A 19123-nucleotide genomic window follows, 5' to 3' on the forward strand; every position below is an offset into this window, starting at 1 on the left:
GAGCTATTAGAATTAAATGATTTTTTCAGATGGAATGGCGTTAAAAAACTGTACTGTTCGAACGTAGTGATTTTACAGTTTTAGCCATGGAATATGAAAAAATTATATTAATTCTTTGCGAAGGCTCATTAAAGCATCGGATGCAAAACCACTTAATTTCAACACGGTGATTTAACAGCGCCAAAGAAAAAAACAAGATCCTACAAATATAGGACCTTGTAAAGTTATTTATCTTTATCTTTAAGTTTATCTAGAATATCATTAAAACTTTGTTTATCATAATTTATCATATCTTTATTGTTGACAACCTTAGGGACCAATATAACTCCAAATCTTTTATTTTCAATTTGATTAATAAGTATATTTTTTATAGATCCTTTTCTATTTTTCAACCTTATGTCTACACTAACATAACTTTCTTTTATTAGCTTATATGCATGTAATTCATTGATTACTTCTTCTTCATTAATAGCTAATATTTTATCTCCACTCTTCACACCTGCTATATAAGCCGGTGAACCTGGAGAAACATCTAAAACTGATACACCCTCATCATCGCTTATAAACATTGGTTCTTTACTTTGCTCTGCTTTATTCTGAACCCTTAGCATAAATTCATGCGCTACTGGCATTAATATAAGACCTACTATTTGGAACACAATGCCAATATTACCAAGTTGTCCAACTACAATCATACATAATCCGTAAACTAGTATTCCAATCCCAGAATTTCTTGCCTTCTCTTTCTTGTCACTTGCAAAAGTTATCGAAGAATATCCTACAACCCCATAAAATGGAACCAAGGATATAACAGCGGTTTCCATGATCTTCTTAAAACTTCCACTTTGGATAAGAGGCCACCAACTCGGATTGGCTATTTCTACTGTACCTGTATCAACAACACCTTTTATAAGAATTATTAATGCTATAGGAATCGCCCAATGTCTCTTTAGCGCGAACCCTCCAAGAATTCTTCCCTCTTTATTAGTAAACACAGGAATAGCTCCTTTGGCACCGTCAAAACTTACTAGTATACCTTCTACAATATGAAGTACACCTACAAAAGTAATCAAAGATGTAACATTAATATTTAGTGGTGCTACTATGCCCATTGAAGCGTAAATATAGTTTAGTACAATTGCTACAATTCCAAGTATTGCAGCTGAGTATGAAAAACAAAAAAATCTCGGCTTATAAAACATCAGTAAAAGTGATACTATAAATAAAATATCAATTCCAGAGTTTTTATCAAATACAACACCTAAGTAAGTAAGTATTACACTTCCTAAAGCTCCCGCAAGTATCCCTAATACTATCTGTGATAAAGTAAGTTCTAGGGGAGAGTTAAAACTCTCCCCTAATATCATCTTTTGCATAAATGAATTTTTTCTATTTTGCATGTAGAACATTACTGCAAGTAATGTTAATATCAAGGCATATTGGGGGTCCACAATTGCATAAGCTAAAGATCTAAGTGTATATATCGCTAAATCCATGTGGATATCCTCCTATTTCATCTTTTCTTGTAATACCTCAAATGCTTTTTTATATTGAGGATCCTTTGATCTGTCATAAGGTTTTGAAAGCAATTCTTTTGGATATTCAACCACAATATCAGGTTTAATACCTTTTTTATGAATATTTTCTCCGTTAGGAGTATAGTACTTAGAAATTGTAACTTTTAAAGCTGTTCCTTTTTCTAAAGATGGCATGTATTTCTCCTTGTATGGAGTATCATCACTAAATACAACTTGAACTACACCCTTACCAAAAGTTGTTGTTCCTATAAGAGTTCCAACTTTATAATCTCTTATTGCACCCGAAGTTATTTCAGATGCACTAGCTGAATTACCATTTACTAGTACTACTAGCGGCATACCTACTGCAATACCACCTTTTGATTCACTCTTATTTTCATTCTTATATTTATCTATTGTTGATACTATAGTCTTTCCCTTAGGAATAAAATTTGATACAACATTTACGCACTCATCTAAATATCCACCAGGATTATCCCTTAGATCAAGTATCAAACCCTTCATTCCCTTATCTTCAAGTTCTTTAAGCTTTTTAGTAAAATCATTCGATGTATTTTCTTCAAAGCCAGCTATCTGTATATATCCAGTTTTGGCATCAATCATTTCACCTTTAACTGAATCTATTTTAACTACATCTCTTGTAGCCTTAATATCAAAGGTTCCTCTACCTTCTCGAGATATAGTTAATTTCACTTCTGCTTTTTCAGTACCCTTCATCATAGAAACAGCCTTATCTAATTCTTTCCCAGTTACAGTAGTATCGTTAACTTTTAAGATAAAGTCTCCTGGTAATATCCCCGCCTTTTTCGCTGGCGAATTATCAAACACTGTAGAAACTGCAATTTTATCATCCTTAGCCTCTACCTGTATACCAAGTCCCATATAATTTCCTTTACTTTGCTCCGAGAAACTTTCATAATCCTTTTTATCCATAAAAACTGTATACGGATCTTCCAGAGCTTCTGTCATACCTTTTATAGCTCCTTCAACCAACTTTTGGTCATCTATTGCACCATCATAGTTTTTATAAAGGATATCTCTTACTTCAAATAAAGATTTAAATTTAGATACGTCACTTACTCCTTGAAGTGATGCTGCAACTTCTTTATCTTTTAGTGCAGGTGTGTAACCTCTAAATGCGGCTAAATTGCCAAGATAAAATGATCCTGCATTAGTGGCTATAAGGGCTATTATTATGATAGCTACTATACCTACTCTCTTAGTATAGGTCCTTTTCTTATCTTTACTGTCATTAACCATATGTATTCACCCTTTCTGAGCAACTGTCTTCCTCTAATTATATTCTTGTCTTAATAATTTATTCTATTCCTACTTTTAAATTATACTACCAAGAACTTCCTTAGTGCAATAATACTTGCAAGAGTACCAATTAAGGCTCCAGAAATAACAAACTGCCAGGACATCATTGAAAAAACATATGCAGGATTAATTAAATTTACAGTAATAAGTTGAGTTGTGATCTTGGCATATATTTCTTTATAAGCAAAGAATAATAATACATTAGATACTACAGCACCAACAACACCTATTACTACACCTTCTAGTATAAACGGCCATCTTATGAACCAATCTGTTGCACCAACAAACTTCATTATACCAACTTCTCTTCTTCTTGAATAAACAGTAAGCTTTATTGTATTCATTATTAGGAATAAAGATACTCCTATTAAAACTACAAATATAACTATTCCTACCCATCTTATAGTCTTAGCGAATGCCGCTATCTTATTTATTAAATCTTGGTCATTTCCAATACTTTCTACACCTGTCATACTCTTAACTTGGTTAATTACTGTTTGAGAATACTCAGGCTTATCTAATTCAACTATATAAGAACTTGGTAAAGGATTCGATTTATCATCATCATAACCAGTAAGTAGATCTGCATTATCTTTAAGTTGCTTCTTAAAGTTGTCTAATGCCTCTTCTTTCGATTCATACGTAACATCTTTTACCCCTTCAGTTGCTCTTAATTTTACTTCTATATCTCTTTGATCACTTAAGTTTATGTCTTTTACTAAGAATACTTTTATTTGAACTTTTGATTCTACACTATTTACTGCATTATTTATATTTAAAGCTGCAAGCATAAAAACTCCAAAAACAAATAACGTTGCTAAAACTGTAGCCATAGATGCTATACTTATAGTCCTGTTTCTTCTTAAACTCTTAAATGCGTCTGATATAAAATATTTTATCGTACTAATCTTCATAGATATACCTACCCTTCATTTCATCTCTTGCTATACTACCTCTTTCAATGGCAATAACTCTTTTCTTCATTGCATTTACTATATCCTTAGCATGAGTAGCCATAACTATAGTAGTACCCGCCTTATTTATATCATCTATAAGCTTCATTATTTCTTTTGCAGTTTCAGGGTCTAAGTTACCCGTAGGTTCATCGGCTATAAGGACTTGAGGGTTGTTTACTATAGCTCTTGCTATAGAAACTCTTTGCTGCTCTCCACCAGATAGTTCATTAGGAAACATTTTATACTTATGTGATAATCCAACTAAAGAAAGCACAAGCGGTACTCTTCTTCTTATTTCCCTTGATGATGCCTCTACAACTCTCATTGCAAAAGCTACATTTTCGTATACATTCAATGTAGGAATTAATCTGAAGTCTTGAAATACCATTCCAATTTTCCTTCTATAGAAAGGAACTTGTCTTCTTTTGATAGATGCAAGATCTGTTCCATTCATAAAGATATTTCCATCAGTTGGCTCAATTTCTTTTAGTAACATCTTTATAAAAGTTGATTTTCCTGCTCCACTTGGCCCAACAAGGAATACAAATTCTCCTTGTTCTATTTGAACATTAACATCTGATAACGCTTTTACATTATTATTATAAACTTTGTTTACATTTTTAAATTCAATCATATAGACAACTCCTTAAAATTGTTTTTTCGACGGTAATTTATCTAATGCTACAAATACACAAAATTATTATAACATAAGTACTAGTGTAGTTGCGGCTGATTTTATGAATTCTTTATTAACTTGCCTTAGGGAATTATAGGAAAGATTGCTGTAATTGAGATATACTCTAAGATTCAGAATAATTATTTTTTTTATTTTTAAAAACAATTTTAAATCATATTCACTTATTTAACAAAAATTCCTTGAAGTTCATTCCTTAACAGAAGATACTATTCTTCATCTAAATCTCTAAACCCTTCTCCTAAAACTTCTCTTGAATCAGTTACAGTTATAAAAGCATTACGATCTAACTCTCTCACCTTGTTTTTTAACACTATAAATTGCTTTCTATTTACTACTGTGAAAAGCATAGATGTTTTTTCTTTGGTATAAGCTCCTCTTATATCTAGATATGTACATCCTCTTCCTAAGTCATTCATTATAAATTGAGCAACACTTTCACTAACACTACTTATTATAAACACTGCTTTAGCTATGGTGAAACCCTCAATTACACTATCAACTAATGTTCCAGTTAAATAAACACTTATTAGGCCAAACATACCCTTATCTGCTCCAAAGGCATATATAGCTAGTAGTGTAACTATAAAATCTGATATTAAAAGCGCCTTACCAATATCAATATGAAAATATTTATTCAGTATTTTAGCTATTATAGATGTCCCTCCAGTAGAGGCATTTTGATTAAATATAATGGCAATCCCTACAGCTTGAATTGCACTTCCAAACACTACTACAAGTATATAATTTTCAGTAAATGGCTTAGGTCCAATAAATGTGTCGAAAAACCATAGTAGTCCAGATAATGCAAAAGTCGCATAAATACTTTTTGCTCCAAATCCACCGCCTATAAAAATAAATGCTATTATAAATAAAAATACATTAAATATTATCATAAGGGTACCAACAGATATTCCAGTAATGGCATTAATAACGATGGCGAGCCCAGATACTCCTCCCGCTGCTATATCATTAGGGAAAAAAAAGTACTCTAGTGATATCGTTATTAAAAAAACTCCAATTGTTATATATAAATATTTCTTGAAAGTTTTCATCATTCGTTCCTCACCAACGCTATATTAGCTTTATATATTATTTATCTCTTTAAAACCTTCTCCTAATACTTCATGAGCTTCTCCAACAGTTATAAAAGCTTTTGAATCTATACTTTTTATATATTCTCTAAGTTTTATAAATTCAGCTCTTGCAACCACCGTATATATTATAAACGTTTCCTTACCTGTATATCCCCCAACACCTTTTAAGAAGGTGCATCCCCGTCCAAGTTCATTCATTATAAATTGACCTATTTCTTTATTTTTGCTACTAATTATAGTTAATTGTTTAGATGTATTAAAGCCTTCTATAACTCTATCTATAGCTATACCATTTAGAATGACCGATAATAGTGCATACAATCCTGCGTTTAAGCCAAAGGTAATAGCCGCCAAAAGAGTTACTATAAAATCAACGGAGGATAACGCCTTACCTATATCCACATGAAAAAACTTATTAAGTATCTTAGCAATTATATCTGTCCCACCAGTTGAGGCATTTGCATTAAAAACTATAGCCATTCCAATAGCGGATAAAAATGTTCCAAATATTGCAGCTATTATCAAATCATGCGTAAGTGCTTGAGGATGAAAAAACTTTTCTATAATCCACATTATTAAAGAAAGTCCAAAAGATGCATATATTGTTTTAGCTCCAAAATTTCCTCCTATAAATATAAATGCAACTATAAATAAGATTATATTCATAATCAGCACAAGAGTTCCTGTAGTTGCATAAGGAATATAGTAATTAATAACTATAGCTAAACCGGTTACTCCACCCGCAGCAAGATTATTTGGTGCGTAGAGATATTCTACCGCTATAGCTACCAAAAGTATCCCTATAGTTATGAAAAGATAGTCTTTAAAAACTTTATTTTGCATCTCACAACTCCCCCTAATGTTTTAATAAATATATAATCTATTCCACTTAATGTATATTTTAAGGTTATTTCATTAGAATGCCCTAGTTATCTATTAAATATAAATTTGTTCTGAATATAACAAATTTACACTTTTACTTTGTTCTTATACATATACAATCTTATTTTCTCTAAAACAGAACTTTTTTATCCATTATACATATCTTTAAAACCTTGTCCTAAAACTTCATGAGCTTCACTTACAATTATAAATGCATCTTTATCCATAATTTTTATATAAGATCTTAATCTTATCAATTGTGTTCTATCCATCACACAATATATGACCTCTTTATCAGCATCAGTATATCCACCTTTTCCTGTGAATACTGTGCAACCTCTATTAATTTCGTCTATTATATACTTCTTTATAACTTCACTTTTATTTGTAAAAACAGCAACCGACTTTACTGAATTAAATCCTTCAATGACTTTATCTATTATTATTCCATTTAACATTACACAGACTATGGCATACAATCCTTTATTGAGTCCAAAAGCTATAGCACACAAAACAACTACAATTATATCAACTGCTTGCATGCATCTTCCCATGTCCCAATGAAAAAACTTATTTAATATTTTAGCTAATATATCTGTTCCCCCTGTAGATGCATTTTGGGAAAACACTACTCCAAGTCCAATTCCAAGTAAGCCTGTCCCTATTATTACTGCAAGCATTGGATCTGTAGTTAATGCATGAGGTTTTAAAAACTTCTCAATGATCAACATTGAAACTGAAAGACCAAAAGCAGCATACAGAGTTTTACCTCCGAAGCCTCCACCTACCACAAAAAAAGCAATTATAAATAAAACTATATTCATAATTATCATTAATATTCCCATAGGCAAGGCTGGAATATAATAATTTATAACCATGGCAATACCTGTTATCCCTCCACCTGATATATTATTAGGAACATAAAAATACTGCACAGCTATAGAAACCAGTATAAATCCAATTGTAATGACTAAAAATTCTTTTAACTTTTGTTTCAAAATCATTCCTCCTCATAATCCTATGTTATATAACTCTACTATTTACATTAGAAACTGTTAAAACACTGTGTTCAAATTAAATATGCTGTAATTTAATAAGCAAAAAACAGTATAGGATCTCCTATACTGTTATATTACCTGATTTACATGAAATATTCTAGCATTTTCTTTTGATTGCTTTCTTTTTAACGCTTTATCTCAACAACGCGTTTAACTGCACTAGCAATATCTTCAGCAGTAAGACCATATGCTTTTAAAAGTTCGTCTGGTTTACCACTTTCTCCAAAAGTATCTTTAACTCCAACTCTTATTACTGGTACTGGGAAGCTTTCGCTTAATACTTCACAAACTGCTGATCCTAATCCACCTATTATATTATGTTCCTCAGCAGTTACAATAGCTCCAGTAGATTTTGCTGCACTTATAATAATTTCTTTATCAATAGGCTTTAAAGTATGAATATTTATTACAGCAACATCTATTCCAAGCGGCTTTAATATCTCTTTAGCTTCTAGTGCTTTTTCTACCATTATTCCAGTTGCAATTATAGTAGCATTAATTCCTTCTGCAAGCTTTACGCCCTTTCCTATCTCAAACTTATATTGTGCATTATCATTTACCGTAGAAACTGCCATTCTACCTAATCTCACATAACATGGACCTACATACTCAGCGATAGCCTTTATAGCAGCCTCAGTTTCAATATCATCAGCTGGGTTAATCACTATCATATTAGGTATACTTCTCATTAATGATAAATCTTCTATAGCTTGATGTGAAGCCCCGTCTTCTCCTACAGTTAAACCTGCATGAGTAGCACAAATCTTAACATTTAAGTTTGGATAACAAATAGAGTTCCTTATTTGTTCAAATGCTCTTCCAGCAGCAAACATAGCAAAGGTACTTACAAATGGTACTTTGTTGCAAGTTGAAAGACCAGCTGCAACTCCCATCATATTTCCTTCAGCTATTCCCATATTTAAAAATCTTTCAGGAAAAACAGCTTTAAAATCTGCTGTTTTAGTAGATTTTGATAAATCTGCATCTAAAACTACAACTTGTTCATTAACTTTTCCTAGTTCTGCCAAAGCCTTTCCATAAGCTTCTCTTGTCGCAACTTTTTTAGCCATTAGTTTTCCCCTCCGATCTCATTTAAAGCTTGTTCACATTGTTCCTTATTTGGCGCTGTGCCGTGCCATCCAGCTTCATTCTCCATGAATGAAACACCTTTTCCTTTTACAGTTTTGCATACAATTACTGTAGGTTTTCCTTTAGTGTTTCTAGCTGTATCTATAGCACTTATTATTTCTTCTATATCATGTCCATCTATATTAATGACATTCCATCCAAAGGCTAAAAACTTTTCGTCTATTGGAGCTGGATTCATTACTTTTTCAATATCTCCATCTATTTGAAGTCCATTATAATCAATAAAAGCTGTTAAATTATCAAGTTTATAATGAGCAGCAGACATAGAAGCTTCCCAAACTTGACCTTCTTCAAGTTCACCATCTCCTAATAAAGTATACACTCTGTATTCTTTATTATCTAACTTGCCTGCAAGAGCCATTCCAACAGCTGCCGATATACCTTGTCCTAAAGAACCAGTAGACATATCAACACCTGGAACATCATTCATGTTTGGATGTCCTTGAAGCATTGATCCTAGCTTTCTTAAACCTTTTAATTCTTCTACAGGAAAAAATCCTTTTCTCGCAAGTACACTGTATAGTACAGGAGCTGCATGACCTTTTGATAGAACAAACCTATCTCTATCTTCTTTTCTAGGATTTTTAGGATCTACATTCATCTCCTTAAAATAAAGAGTTGTTAGTATGTCTGCTGCAGAAAGTGATCCACCAGGATGACCTGATGCTGATTCTGTCAGCATAGTTATAATATCTTTTCTTATAGTCTTAGTAATTTGTCTTAATTCCTCAACTTTATTACTCATATTAACCTCCTATGTCCTGTTCTTCTTAGATCTTCTCTTAAGTCTAATATAGATTAACCAATCTATTTTATTTTTGCATTCTTAAATTCCTTTAATTTAATCAAAGAAATTTTTAAAAATGCTCATTAGTTCTAAACTGTCTAAATATTCAACTGGCTTATCTAGATATTCTTCTTTAGATTAAGTAAGTCATACTAATTATACCATTAATATCTTTAATAATCAGCCAATAGTTATTTTATCATAACTTGGCTTAATTGGATACACTTATTTCATATTTTTGCGCACATTGGTACTACTTTTGTTATATGTGCTATACAATTGCTGTTTTACATCGTATTATATAATACATATATAACATTATTTTTTAATATTATTGCTAGAATTAAGATTGAAGAAAATCATATTAATTCTTTGCGTAAGCTCATTAAAGCATCGAAAGAATTACAGCTTAATTTCAAAGTATATATCAGGAGCTCTTCGTCTAAAGGCTAAGTTTAATAATATTATTGAAATTAAGGTGTCACTACCGGAGATGCTATATGAGTGAGCTATTAGAATTAAATGATTTTCGGAAATGGATTAGCGTAAAGAAACTGTATTGTCCGAACGTAGTGAGTTATACAGTTTTAGCTACTACATTGGAGAAGATCATATTAATTCTTTGCGAAACTCATTAAAGCATAGGAGGAGTGACACCTTAATTTCAAAGCATATATTCATCTAAAAAAACAAAAATCCCTAGTTTTTTCAAACTAGGGACAATATCTAATCTAGAGCTAAGCTTATTAGCAAAGCTTTATTAACTTTTTTCATATCATCATCAGTCATATGACCAATCTTCTCTTTTAGTCTCTTTTTGTCTAAAGTACGTACTTGTTCTAGTAGTACAACGGAATCTCTATTAAGTCCATACTCTTCTGATGATATCTCAACATGTGTAGGTAGCTTAGCTTTATTTATTTGAGAAGTTATAGCTGCTACAATCACAGTTGGGCTATATTTATTTCCTATATCGTTTTGTACTATTATTACTGGTCTTATGCCACCTTGCTCCGATCCTACTACAGGACTTAGGTCTGCATAAAATATATCGCCTCTTTTTACACTTATAACCGTCATTACATATATCACACTCCGAATAGCCATGTCTCATATTCAATAGTATCTTGAAGGTCTGATGCAACACCAAGTTCGGCAAGCTCTATGTTAATACTCGCCATCTCTTCATAGCCTTTTTTCATTAATAAATAAAATGATGATTCTTTTTTATCCTCATTATATGATATTAAATTTGCATCATTTAATTGACTATATTTTTTATATTTTTTTTCTCGTGCACCGTTTTCTCTATTCTTTGAATATGACATGATTCTCCCATCTCCTCAGAGTTATAAAAAGAATGATATATGTATAAGTAAATTATAGCAAATTATGTCACAATGTCAAAGAATTTTCATCTTTAGCTATTCTCTTTTTACTTTTTTTTACAATTATTTTCTGTATTTGATATTTTTTATTATATTTATATAAATACATAAAATAATTAAAGTTATTATCATTGAAGTATAAGTTAAAATTTCAATGTTTTAAAACCCACAACCATATCATATGTACATACTTTGGGAAATTACTTAAATAATATAAACTGGTAAAATCGTATACTATTAGTTATTAATTTCCTCAAGTACTTGATTTCTTATGTTTACTACTAAAGATCAAATAACTTTTTATCCAATTTATTTGACTTTTTAAAATTACTGTATTCTATCTTTCCTCTCTCACTTCCATTCTTATCATATATTAACAATTCTTTAGGTGTCTTTGATTCACTGTCTATTATCAGTACCTGTTTGTCCATATTTTGATTATTGTTTAATATTGAAAACTCAACAATCAGACATCTTATCCCATTTATATCCTTATAGTAATATTTAATTTCTTGATCTAGCACAATATACTTTCCAACTTCATCTATAAAGGCTAATTTATAAAATTCATCAGAGTTCTTGTCCACTTCATATTGTCTATTAGTACTAGTATCCTTTACATATATCTTATTTTGTTTATACAGATATATTCTTCCTTCTTTAAAATCAACTCTAGTTCCTTGTTCTTTGTCATAACATTGGGTAGTTTCATACTTTACTTCACCCCTAGAACTTATAGAAGTGTAAGTGACATCTGCAGTATATGACTTTATCTCTTTGATTTCATCTAATATTTCTTCTGGAGTAATATTATAAAACTTTTGATAAGCAGCAAATATTGAAACTGCTGCTATTATTATAAATAGTAATATTAATAATAGTCGATTTCTTTTCATAAATCCTCCTAAATTATGACTACATTAATACTATTATTAATCTAATAGCAGTTTTATTCTATTTTAATTGCATTTCTTTTATTGCTGAGGGGATATTTTCAATAATATGGCTGGCATTTACGCAATACATTGATTTTGATAAACATTCACCAATATATCCATGCACATATGCTGCGGCTGCTGTAGCTTCAAGTGTACTAATCCCTTGAGCTATAAAGCTGGTTATTATTCCGGTTAAACAATCACCCATTCCACCTGACGCCATAGAACTATTTCCTGTTGGATTTATGTAAGTTTTATTGCCATCAGTTATTATTGTATTATAACCTTTTAAAAGTACAACTATCTTGTACTTTCCAGCAACTTCTTTAGCAACTTCTAACCTATTTTCCTTGATATAATCCCTTGAGTAGCCAGTTAAATTTGACATTTCACCTATATGAGGTGTAATTATAATGGAGCACTTCTTATCCTTAAGAATATCTTGTTGACCCTTCAACACATTTATACCGTCAGCATCTATAACAATAGGACATGTAGAATTATATATAACTTTTTTTAAGAGCTCTAATGTAGTGGAACTATCACCCATTCCTGGGCCTATAGCTATGCAATCACTCTTTTTGATATGATTATCTAACTGTTCTTCATCTTCATAACTAGAAGTCATTGCTTCTATAAATTTACATGATAATATTTGTTGTAGATCTTTCGAAGTACTTAATGTAACTAAACCAGCACCACTTCTTACAGCACTGTTAACAGTAATGTATGCTGCGCCAGAAAAACCCATGGAACCTGCTAGTACTAATACTCTTCCATAATCACCTTTATACCCATACTTATCTCTTTGAGGTATGTGTTTCTTGACTAGTTCCTCAGTAATCATGAAAATATCCTCACTGTGATTATCAATTACAGATTCAGGTATTCCAATGCTTTCAACCACTACTTTTCCAGTATACGTACTTGTTCCCCAAGTTAAAAAACCTTTCTTTAATAGCTCAAAGGTTATAGTTTTATTTGCGTTAACACAACTCCCCATTACCTTACCACTATCACAATTCATTCCAGAAGGAACATCAATAGAAACTATGTATTCACTATTTTCATTTATAACCGAGATTATATCTATATAAAGTTCTGATAGATTTCTAGATAACCCCGTTCCAAATAAGGCATCTATTGTTATATCACTATTTACTAAACACTCTCGAAGCTGAGAACAATCTTCCATATTATTCAAAGGATAGATCTTGATTCCCAAATGTTTTAATATATTATAATTTATTAAGCAATCTTCTGATAATTTATCATTTAAATTAACCAAGAAAACATCAATATCTTTTCCTAAAGCCTTAAGATGCCTCGCTACAGCCAAACCATCTCCACCATTATTTCCACTTCCACATACTATTACAAACTTTTTATTCTTATGTAATTCCAAATTGCTTATAATCTTTAATGCTGCATTCTCCATAAGAATAATACTAGGTATACCTATTTTTTCTACGCAATACTTATCTATACTTTTAAGGGTAGATGATGAACCTACTCTCATTAAATCATCCCTCCAATACAGCAAATGCAATTGCATCAGTTTTGCTATGAGATATACTTACATGAATTGATTTTACCCCCTTAAGCTCTGCTATGATTTTAGCTCGCCCATATAAATTAACTTCTGGCTTTCCTATTCCGTTTCTCACTATTTCTATATCCTTTAATTGAAATCCTCTTATTCCTGTGCCTAATGCTTTACTGATAGCTTCCTTTGCAGCAAAGTTTCCTGCAACAGACTCCATCCTCATCCCCTTCTCTCTAAATAAAAGCATCTCATTTTCACTATAGACCTTGCTCATAAAGGATTTAGTTCTCTCTACAGCCTTTTTTATTCTATCTATCTCAATTATGTCTACTCCTGTACCAATAATCATATGCTCACCCCTAAATATATTCAGAACAAGTTCTATAATCATATTTGCTCTAGTAATATTTTATATCTTTAAAAAGATATTTCAAAGTTATAGCAGAGATAAATTAGAATTTATCGAAAGATGAACCATTTAATCCTTAAAGCAGCAACTTTCTATTGTACTATTATCCAAAACCCTTGGACATGGATTAATTAAAGTTCATAATTAATCCATGTATTTAGAATATGACAAAATATTAAGGAAAGTATTCATACTTTCCTTAAGAAAAAGGATATATTAATTTGCTATAGATAAACAGCATGTACTGAAATCCCCTAATAACTCATCTACTCTTTCTCCTAGAATGTCAATTAAGTGAATCGGTGAGACTTGATTTTCATAAACCAAACTTAATAACTGGTGAACATTATCATATATTGGCGAAATCTTTTCTATGCAGTCTCTTTCTATATTGACCATATTATTGTTATGATCATAATCTGTTCTTTCTATTTCAATGCCGTATACTGCGCTACCTCTAAAATCCGTCTTTATTAACCTGTAAGAATAGTTATATTCTTTGTCGTCAAAATTGACTTTTCTCCATAAATTTTCAACAACCATCATAAAATTACCCCCTTAAGCCTTATAAACAAATGTTATAGAACTCATAACAATATCCTAACACTAATTATTTTATTTTTGTGTCAAATGATGGTTTGTCAAAAATTTTTTTCTCTTTAAATTATGACAGAATATATAAAGAATATACTTGCCGTTTCCTATAAATGTATTTTATGATATTTATATTCCAGTATTATTCACATAAAATAGACAAAACTTGACGAAACTCTGTCTTTCTTGTAGATATTTTAAATTATTTTATTAATTGTTTTAATGTAACATTAATTCCTAGGTATCTACACATATCTTCCACTATTAAAAGTGCTGCTATTTTCAAAGGTAAATTCTCTATTGATTCATCATCAAGATTCAATGTCTTTTTATAAAATTCTCCTAAATCTTTTTTATATTTCATTTCCATATATATTTCATCTAATATCTTTACAATAACTTCATAGCATACTTGCGCAAAATCCTTTTGTACACTTTCGCTATTATTGATTACTGATTTAACAATATAATTCAACTTTTTATTTCCATATTTATTTTCTACTTCGGCTAAAAACCTATCACCTATATATGTTCCTAATAGATCTTCATCAAAAATAGCTATTTCTCCATCTGTATTAAAAAACATTACAAAATCTGCAGCTAAATTCCCTTCTTTCCTTAGTTCACTTATCAATCTACTCATCTGACTGCTAAATCCACTAGTATATTTTGCGTCCAACAAAAAATAGGATAACTCTCTAGAAGAGGCTACCCTTACAAAATCAGAAAAATTATTATATGTTTTTTTCATAAAATCATTATTTTTCATTGTTTAACCTCCCTTACAATTCAAATAGTATTTTTATCCAAAGGAGATTATTTTATTCAACATTTTATATCTTCTTTATTTCTTTAATCTTGTTTTTTAAAGTTTTATATTTTCCTCTAGTTTCATCGATCATTTCATCACTTACTTCATGAGTTGAAAACTTAGCTTCATTATAACAATCTACTATATATTTAAATTCTTCATCACCATCTATATATGGCTTCGATATATTTAGCAATTGATTTGCTGTCATGCTTTTTTTGAATATGTTCTTTCTGTAAGTTTCCTTTTGTATATCATAGAACATCTCTAGAATCTTCCCTTTTCGACCTGTCCAATTGTTTTTAATTGAATTGTCTTTCTTCTTAAAAGAATCGTCTAAACTTTCTCTCTCAATTCCAAACAACTGCTCCTTTGATTTATGTTTAAACTTTCTTCTATTTAAAATAAGCTTAAACATATATAAAATTATTATAACTATGCCTATAAAAAAGAGAATCTTAATAACACTTAATATGAATGTATTATCACTTTGTATTAGCTTCTGATCTTCATAAGGTATGTCAGTCATTTTAACACTTGCATCACTCATATTTTTATTCTGGAACAATAGTTGTATTACTTTCATTGGATACATTAACAATAATGAAAAAGCATATAAAATTTTAACAATTATCCACTGAATCTTTTGATACAATATCCCTAAAGTCCCTATTGCTAAACTATAGATATATGGGTTAAATAAAACTAATGATAATACTAGTATAAATATATATGACTTAACTCTTCTTGAACTTGCAAGTTTATATTGAAACGCTCTTGATGCTCTTAAAAGAAGTATTCCAGTTAAAAAAAACAATATATAGAATGGATATAAAAATGTAGTAACTTGTTTAGATTCAAACAAAGTAAAAAACATACCTATTAGCAATCCAATAACTAAACTCTTTAATCTATTTCTATAAAAATCTCTTGTTATTGATATACCATCAGCTGATAGTAGCAATAGTTCTTGAATAATTACTATCATCTGCAAGCTTAGGTTTCCACTTTTTCCAAAGATACCGTACAGAATTATAAAATACAGTAAATTGTGTATTGCTATTATTAACTTATATTTATTAGTATTATTAATCATATAATAAAACAAAAACATAAATACTACGGTAATTAGATATACATAGAAACTAGGATTTACTCCACCTATGGAGTTTAGGATGATTGACGAAATAACAAAAGCAAAAGTAGATACTAAAATCCCATAAAGTATCTTTATAAAATTATATAAATTCATTATCGCCCCTCCCCACTTAGATGAAGTCTTTCAATGCCTGGAATATTAACATCACCTTTTTCAGATATATCAATAAGCTTAATTAGTATACCTTTGCTTCTTAATGCGTTTATTATAGCTGCTATTTCATTGTCCATATAAGAAGTAATCAGTATATAAACTGTATTTATATCAAACTTTTCCTTCATATTGTAAAGATATTCATGGAATGCAAATTTAGTGTTTATATCTATCCTTGAACAATATTCTAAGAATCTCTTAACAGATGTAGAAGACCCTGTCATTTCATTGCCATGCTTCCCAGAATAACTCACTATTTGTCCATTAGTCCATACTCCTGTAGCAATTCCACTATTTATTACTTCCACTCCTATTGTTGCCATCATATCTATTCCTTCTTCTAACTTATGACCGTTATATACATTCCAGAAAGGATTAGTTGTCTGTGTATTAAATAAAAAAGTAATTTGCCTATCTGAGGTAAAGTCATATTCCTTTACCATAAGTTTTCCTGTCCTCATGGAAGAGTTCCAATGGATATCCTTCATTCTATGATCAGTGGTGTACTCTCTTATTCCTTTTATATATAGCGGATCCTGAAATATCCACCTTTTAACTATTATATCTCCAATAAGACTATTATTATTAAATGCTATTTCAGATAGTTTCCTTAGCTTAGGATAAACTAATATTTCAACAAAATCTTCAAGTTCCATAACATCTTCAGAAAACCCAAAGATATCACCTACTGATACCTTTATAGTCCTTAAATAATATACTCCTCGTTTTTTTGACGAAAACTTGTAATTAAATTTAAGCCTTTCCATAGCCCCAATATTAAAAACATTGGAATAATACTTTGCATCCCCTATCTTTTCGCCATCTATTTTCCCTACCCGCTCTAATTCAAATGGAACTTTCTCCTCCACATGAACAAACGGGATGAAAATTTTTGAAAAGTTTTCAAAATACATAGTCGCTGATATTTCTTCTCCTTGATATACTGACCTTTTATCAATTTTTCTAAATACTGATAAATTCTTAAAAGCATTTCTTCTAATTTTTTCAGCTATAATTGAAAATACTGCTATAGAAAAAACTAATATTAATATACTACTCACATCAACACCTCACTGATTTACAGCTTTTCTAATGGAGTCTCTATTTTATTTAATATATCCTCTAATACTTTTTCCTGCGAATCACTTCTAGAAGATCCAATTGATGATCTTGTAGTCAAACGATGAGCGATAATACTTATGGCTATACTCTTAATATCTTCAGGTATTACATAATCTCTTCCACTAATAGCAGCTAACGCTTGTGCTCCTCTCATTAAGTTCAATGATGCTCTTGGAGATGCCCCCAATTCAATATCATAGCTTTTTCTTGTTTCAGAAATAATATCTAATATATATGTTTTTATTTCCTCACTTACAGTTATATTTGAATACTGCTGTTGGACATATTTTATTTCATCCATAGATATTACTGATTCTAATTTTTCTAAAGGATCATCATTCATATATTTATTTAATATAGCTCTTTCTTCCTCGTATTCTGGATATCCCATTGATAGTCTCATAAAGAATCTATCCATTTGAGCTTCAGGCAATGGAAATGTACCGAATTGTTCAATAGGATTTTGAGTTGCTATTACAAAGAAAGGACTGTCAAGCTTTAAAGTATTTCCTTCTATAGTTACTTGTCTCTCCTCCATACACTCAAGTAAAGCTGACTGCGTTCTAGGTGTCGCTCTGTTTATTTCATCCGCTAACACTATATTACTCATTAAAGGGCCTTTTTTAAGTTCAAATTCTGCTGATTTTTGATTATAATAATATATTCCAGTAAGATCTGATGGTAATAAGTCTGGAGTAAATTGAACTCTTTTAAATGTACAATTTAACGTTTTTGCCAAAGCCTTAGAAAGTTTAGTTTTTCCTAGTCCAGGTATGTCCTCAAGAAGAACATGGCCTGAACAAATGAAGGCTACAATTATTTTATCTATTTTCTCTTCTTTTCCAACAATTACTTTCCCAATATTATTTTGAATCTTTTCTCTAAATGATACAAATTTATTATTATCCATTAGTTTCAGATAACTTATTGTTATCTTTCGCCCCCTTCTATATAGCTTGGTATATATAATTATACATATACTATTAAAAAATTTGCAACTTTTAGAATCGTTTACTTCTGTACAAAATACAAAATTTTCAAAATATTAAGTTTTTAATTAAAAAAACTTCTAAACCTGTTGAAATCTATAGGTTTTAGAAGTCATAAAAATTCTACATTTTATTTTATAGCAAAAAAACGAAAAAAGCCGATTTACACAGCTTTTTTCGTTTAATATCTCACCTAAATTCCCACAAATACCATAATTGAAGAAACGGTTATATATTTGTATACGTTATCATCAACTACCTTAATTATATCATATTTCATAAATATTGCAACATTATTTAGTTACTTTTGTATAAATGTAGTATTATTTATTATCCTCTCCAACTATTAACTTATCTTAAGCCTGAATATGTCTAAATATAAATACGTATACTAACTTAAAATCCAGCATAAATTTCGAAATAAACTTATAAATTATTATAAGTTTATTTAAATATTCACAATAATATCGCACTTAAATTAATATACTAAGTTAACTTTTTACAGTATAACCTCATATTTAAGTGATAGTTGA

Annotated in this window: 20 protein-coding genes; 1 reads left to right on the forward strand and 19 read right to left on the reverse strand. The window is 30.3% G+C overall.

Annotation, left to right across the window (positions count from 1 at the left end):
- Window positions 1-224: 224 nt before the first annotated feature.
- The 9 genes from OCU55_RS18410 to OCU55_RS18450 all read right to left on the reverse strand — a co-directional run bounded on the left by OCU55_RS18410 (window position 225) and on the right by OCU55_RS18450 (window position 9439).
- Complete coding sequence (locus OCU55_RS18410) at window positions 225-1496, reverse strand: PDZ domain-containing protein (RefSeq protein WP_261853758.1); 1272 nt, start codon at window positions 1494-1496, stop codon at window positions 225-227.
- Between the two features lie 12 nt (window positions 1497-1508).
- Window positions 1509-2798 (reverse strand): S41 family peptidase, encoded by a 1290-nt coding sequence (locus OCU55_RS18415; protein WP_261853759.1) that lies wholly within the window; start codon window positions 2796-2798, stop codon window positions 1509-1511.
- Window positions 2799-2878: 80 nt separating this feature from the next.
- A complete protein-coding gene (gene ftsX / locus OCU55_RS18420; RefSeq protein WP_261853760.1) occupies window positions 2879-3772 on the reverse strand; it encodes a permease-like cell division protein FtsX in 894 nt (297 codons plus the stop codon).
- A complete protein-coding gene (gene ftsE, locus OCU55_RS18425) occupies window positions 3762-4448 on the reverse strand; it encodes a cell division ATP-binding protein FtsE (protein ID WP_183275600.1) in 687 nt (228 codons plus the stop codon). The genes ftsX and ftsE overlap by 11 nt, the downstream gene beginning before the upstream one ends.
- A gap of 269 nt (window positions 4449-4717) precedes the next feature.
- Window positions 4718-5566: a YitT family protein gene (locus OCU55_RS18430; protein ID WP_261853761.1), complete on the reverse strand. Its 849-nt coding sequence runs from the start codon at window positions 5564-5566 to the stop codon at window positions 4718-4720.
- 27 nt (window positions 5567-5593) lie between these two features.
- Window positions 5594-6448 carry a YitT family protein gene (locus tag OCU55_RS18435; RefSeq protein ID WP_261853762.1) on the reverse strand — a complete coding sequence of 285 codons (855 nt, stop codon included), beginning with the start codon at window positions 6446-6448 and terminating at the stop codon, window positions 5594-5596.
- A gap of 185 nt (window positions 6449-6633) precedes the next feature.
- Window positions 6634-7485 (reverse strand): YitT family protein, encoded by an 852-nt coding sequence (locus tag OCU55_RS18440; protein WP_427847072.1) that lies wholly within the window; start codon window positions 7483-7485, stop codon window positions 6634-6636.
- A 185-nt stretch (window positions 7486-7670) separates the two neighbouring features.
- Window positions 7671-8615, reverse strand: a complete 945-nt coding sequence (locus tag OCU55_RS18445; protein ID WP_261853764.1) for a transketolase family protein — start codon at window positions 8613-8615, stop codon at window positions 7671-7673.
- Window positions 8615-9439: a transketolase gene (locus OCU55_RS18450; protein WP_261853765.1), complete on the reverse strand. Its 825-nt coding sequence runs from the start codon at window positions 9437-9439 to the stop codon at window positions 8615-8617. Before OCU55_RS18450 ends, OCU55_RS18445 begins: the two co-directional genes overlap by 1 nt.
- 542 nt (window positions 9440-9981) lie before the next feature.
- Between OCU55_RS18450 and OCU55_RS18455 the strand changes: the two genes are divergently transcribed.
- Entirely contained in the window at window positions 9982-10119 is a 138-nt protein-coding gene (locus OCU55_RS18455; protein ID WP_261853766.1) for a hypothetical protein, read from the forward strand.
- 88 nt (window positions 10120-10207) lie between these two features.
- Here OCU55_RS18455 and OCU55_RS18460 read toward each other — a convergent pair whose 3' ends face one another.
- From OCU55_RS18460 to OCU55_RS18505, 10 genes are all read right to left on the reverse strand, one after another.
- The gene (locus OCU55_RS18460) at window positions 10208-10561 is read right to left on the reverse strand and encodes a type II toxin-antitoxin system PemK/MazF family toxin (protein WP_207752977.1); all 354 of its coding nucleotides are present in this window, start codon (window positions 10559-10561) and stop codon (window positions 10208-10210) included.
- Between the two features lie 8 nt (window positions 10562-10569).
- Complete coding sequence (locus tag OCU55_RS18465) at window positions 10570-10809, reverse strand: hypothetical protein (RefSeq protein ID WP_261853767.1); 240 nt, start codon at window positions 10807-10809, stop codon at window positions 10570-10572.
- A gap of 341 nt (window positions 10810-11150) precedes the next feature.
- The gene (locus OCU55_RS18470) at window positions 11151-11765 is read right to left on the reverse strand and encodes a germination lipoprotein GerS-related protein (RefSeq protein WP_261853768.1); all 615 of its coding nucleotides are present in this window, start codon (window positions 11763-11765) and stop codon (window positions 11151-11153) included.
- Window positions 11766-11823: 58 nt separating this feature from the next.
- A complete protein-coding gene (locus OCU55_RS18475) occupies window positions 11824-13326 on the reverse strand; it encodes an NAD(P)H-hydrate dehydratase (protein WP_261853769.1) in 1503 nt (500 codons plus the stop codon).
- Window positions 13327-13330: 4 nt separating this feature from the next.
- Window positions 13331-13702 (reverse strand): holo-ACP synthase, encoded by a 372-nt coding sequence (locus tag OCU55_RS18480; RefSeq protein WP_261853770.1) that lies wholly within the window; start codon window positions 13700-13702, stop codon window positions 13331-13333.
- A 276-nt stretch (window positions 13703-13978) separates the two neighbouring features.
- Window positions 13979-14308, reverse strand: coding sequence for a DUF6514 family protein (locus OCU55_RS18485; RefSeq protein ID WP_261853771.1), 330 nt, complete (start codon window positions 14306-14308; stop codon window positions 13979-13981).
- Window positions 14309-14558: 250 nt separating this feature from the next.
- Window positions 14559-15125 (reverse strand): hypothetical protein, encoded by a 567-nt coding sequence (locus OCU55_RS18490; RefSeq protein ID WP_261853772.1) that lies wholly within the window; start codon window positions 15123-15125, stop codon window positions 14559-14561.
- A 64-nt stretch (window positions 15126-15189) separates the two neighbouring features.
- A complete protein-coding gene (locus OCU55_RS18495; RefSeq protein ID WP_261853773.1) occupies window positions 15190-16419 on the reverse strand; it encodes a hypothetical protein in 1230 nt (409 codons plus the stop codon).
- Complete coding sequence (locus OCU55_RS18500) at window positions 16419-17540, reverse strand: DUF58 domain-containing protein (RefSeq protein WP_261853774.1); 1122 nt, start codon at window positions 17538-17540, stop codon at window positions 16419-16421. Before OCU55_RS18500 ends, OCU55_RS18495 begins: the two co-directional genes overlap by 1 nt.
- Window positions 17541-17557: 17 nt before the next feature.
- On the reverse strand, window positions 17558-18511 hold the full coding sequence (locus tag OCU55_RS18505) for an AAA family ATPase (protein ID WP_261853775.1): 954 nt from the start codon (window positions 18509-18511) through the stop codon (window positions 17558-17560).
- Between the last annotated feature and the right edge of the window lie 612 nt (window positions 18512-19123).

It is taken from the genome of Clostridium folliculivorans (assembly GCF_024341905.1).
GTDB lineage: Bacteria > Bacillota > Clostridia > Clostridiales > Clostridiaceae > Clostridium_AR > Clostridium_AR folliculivorans.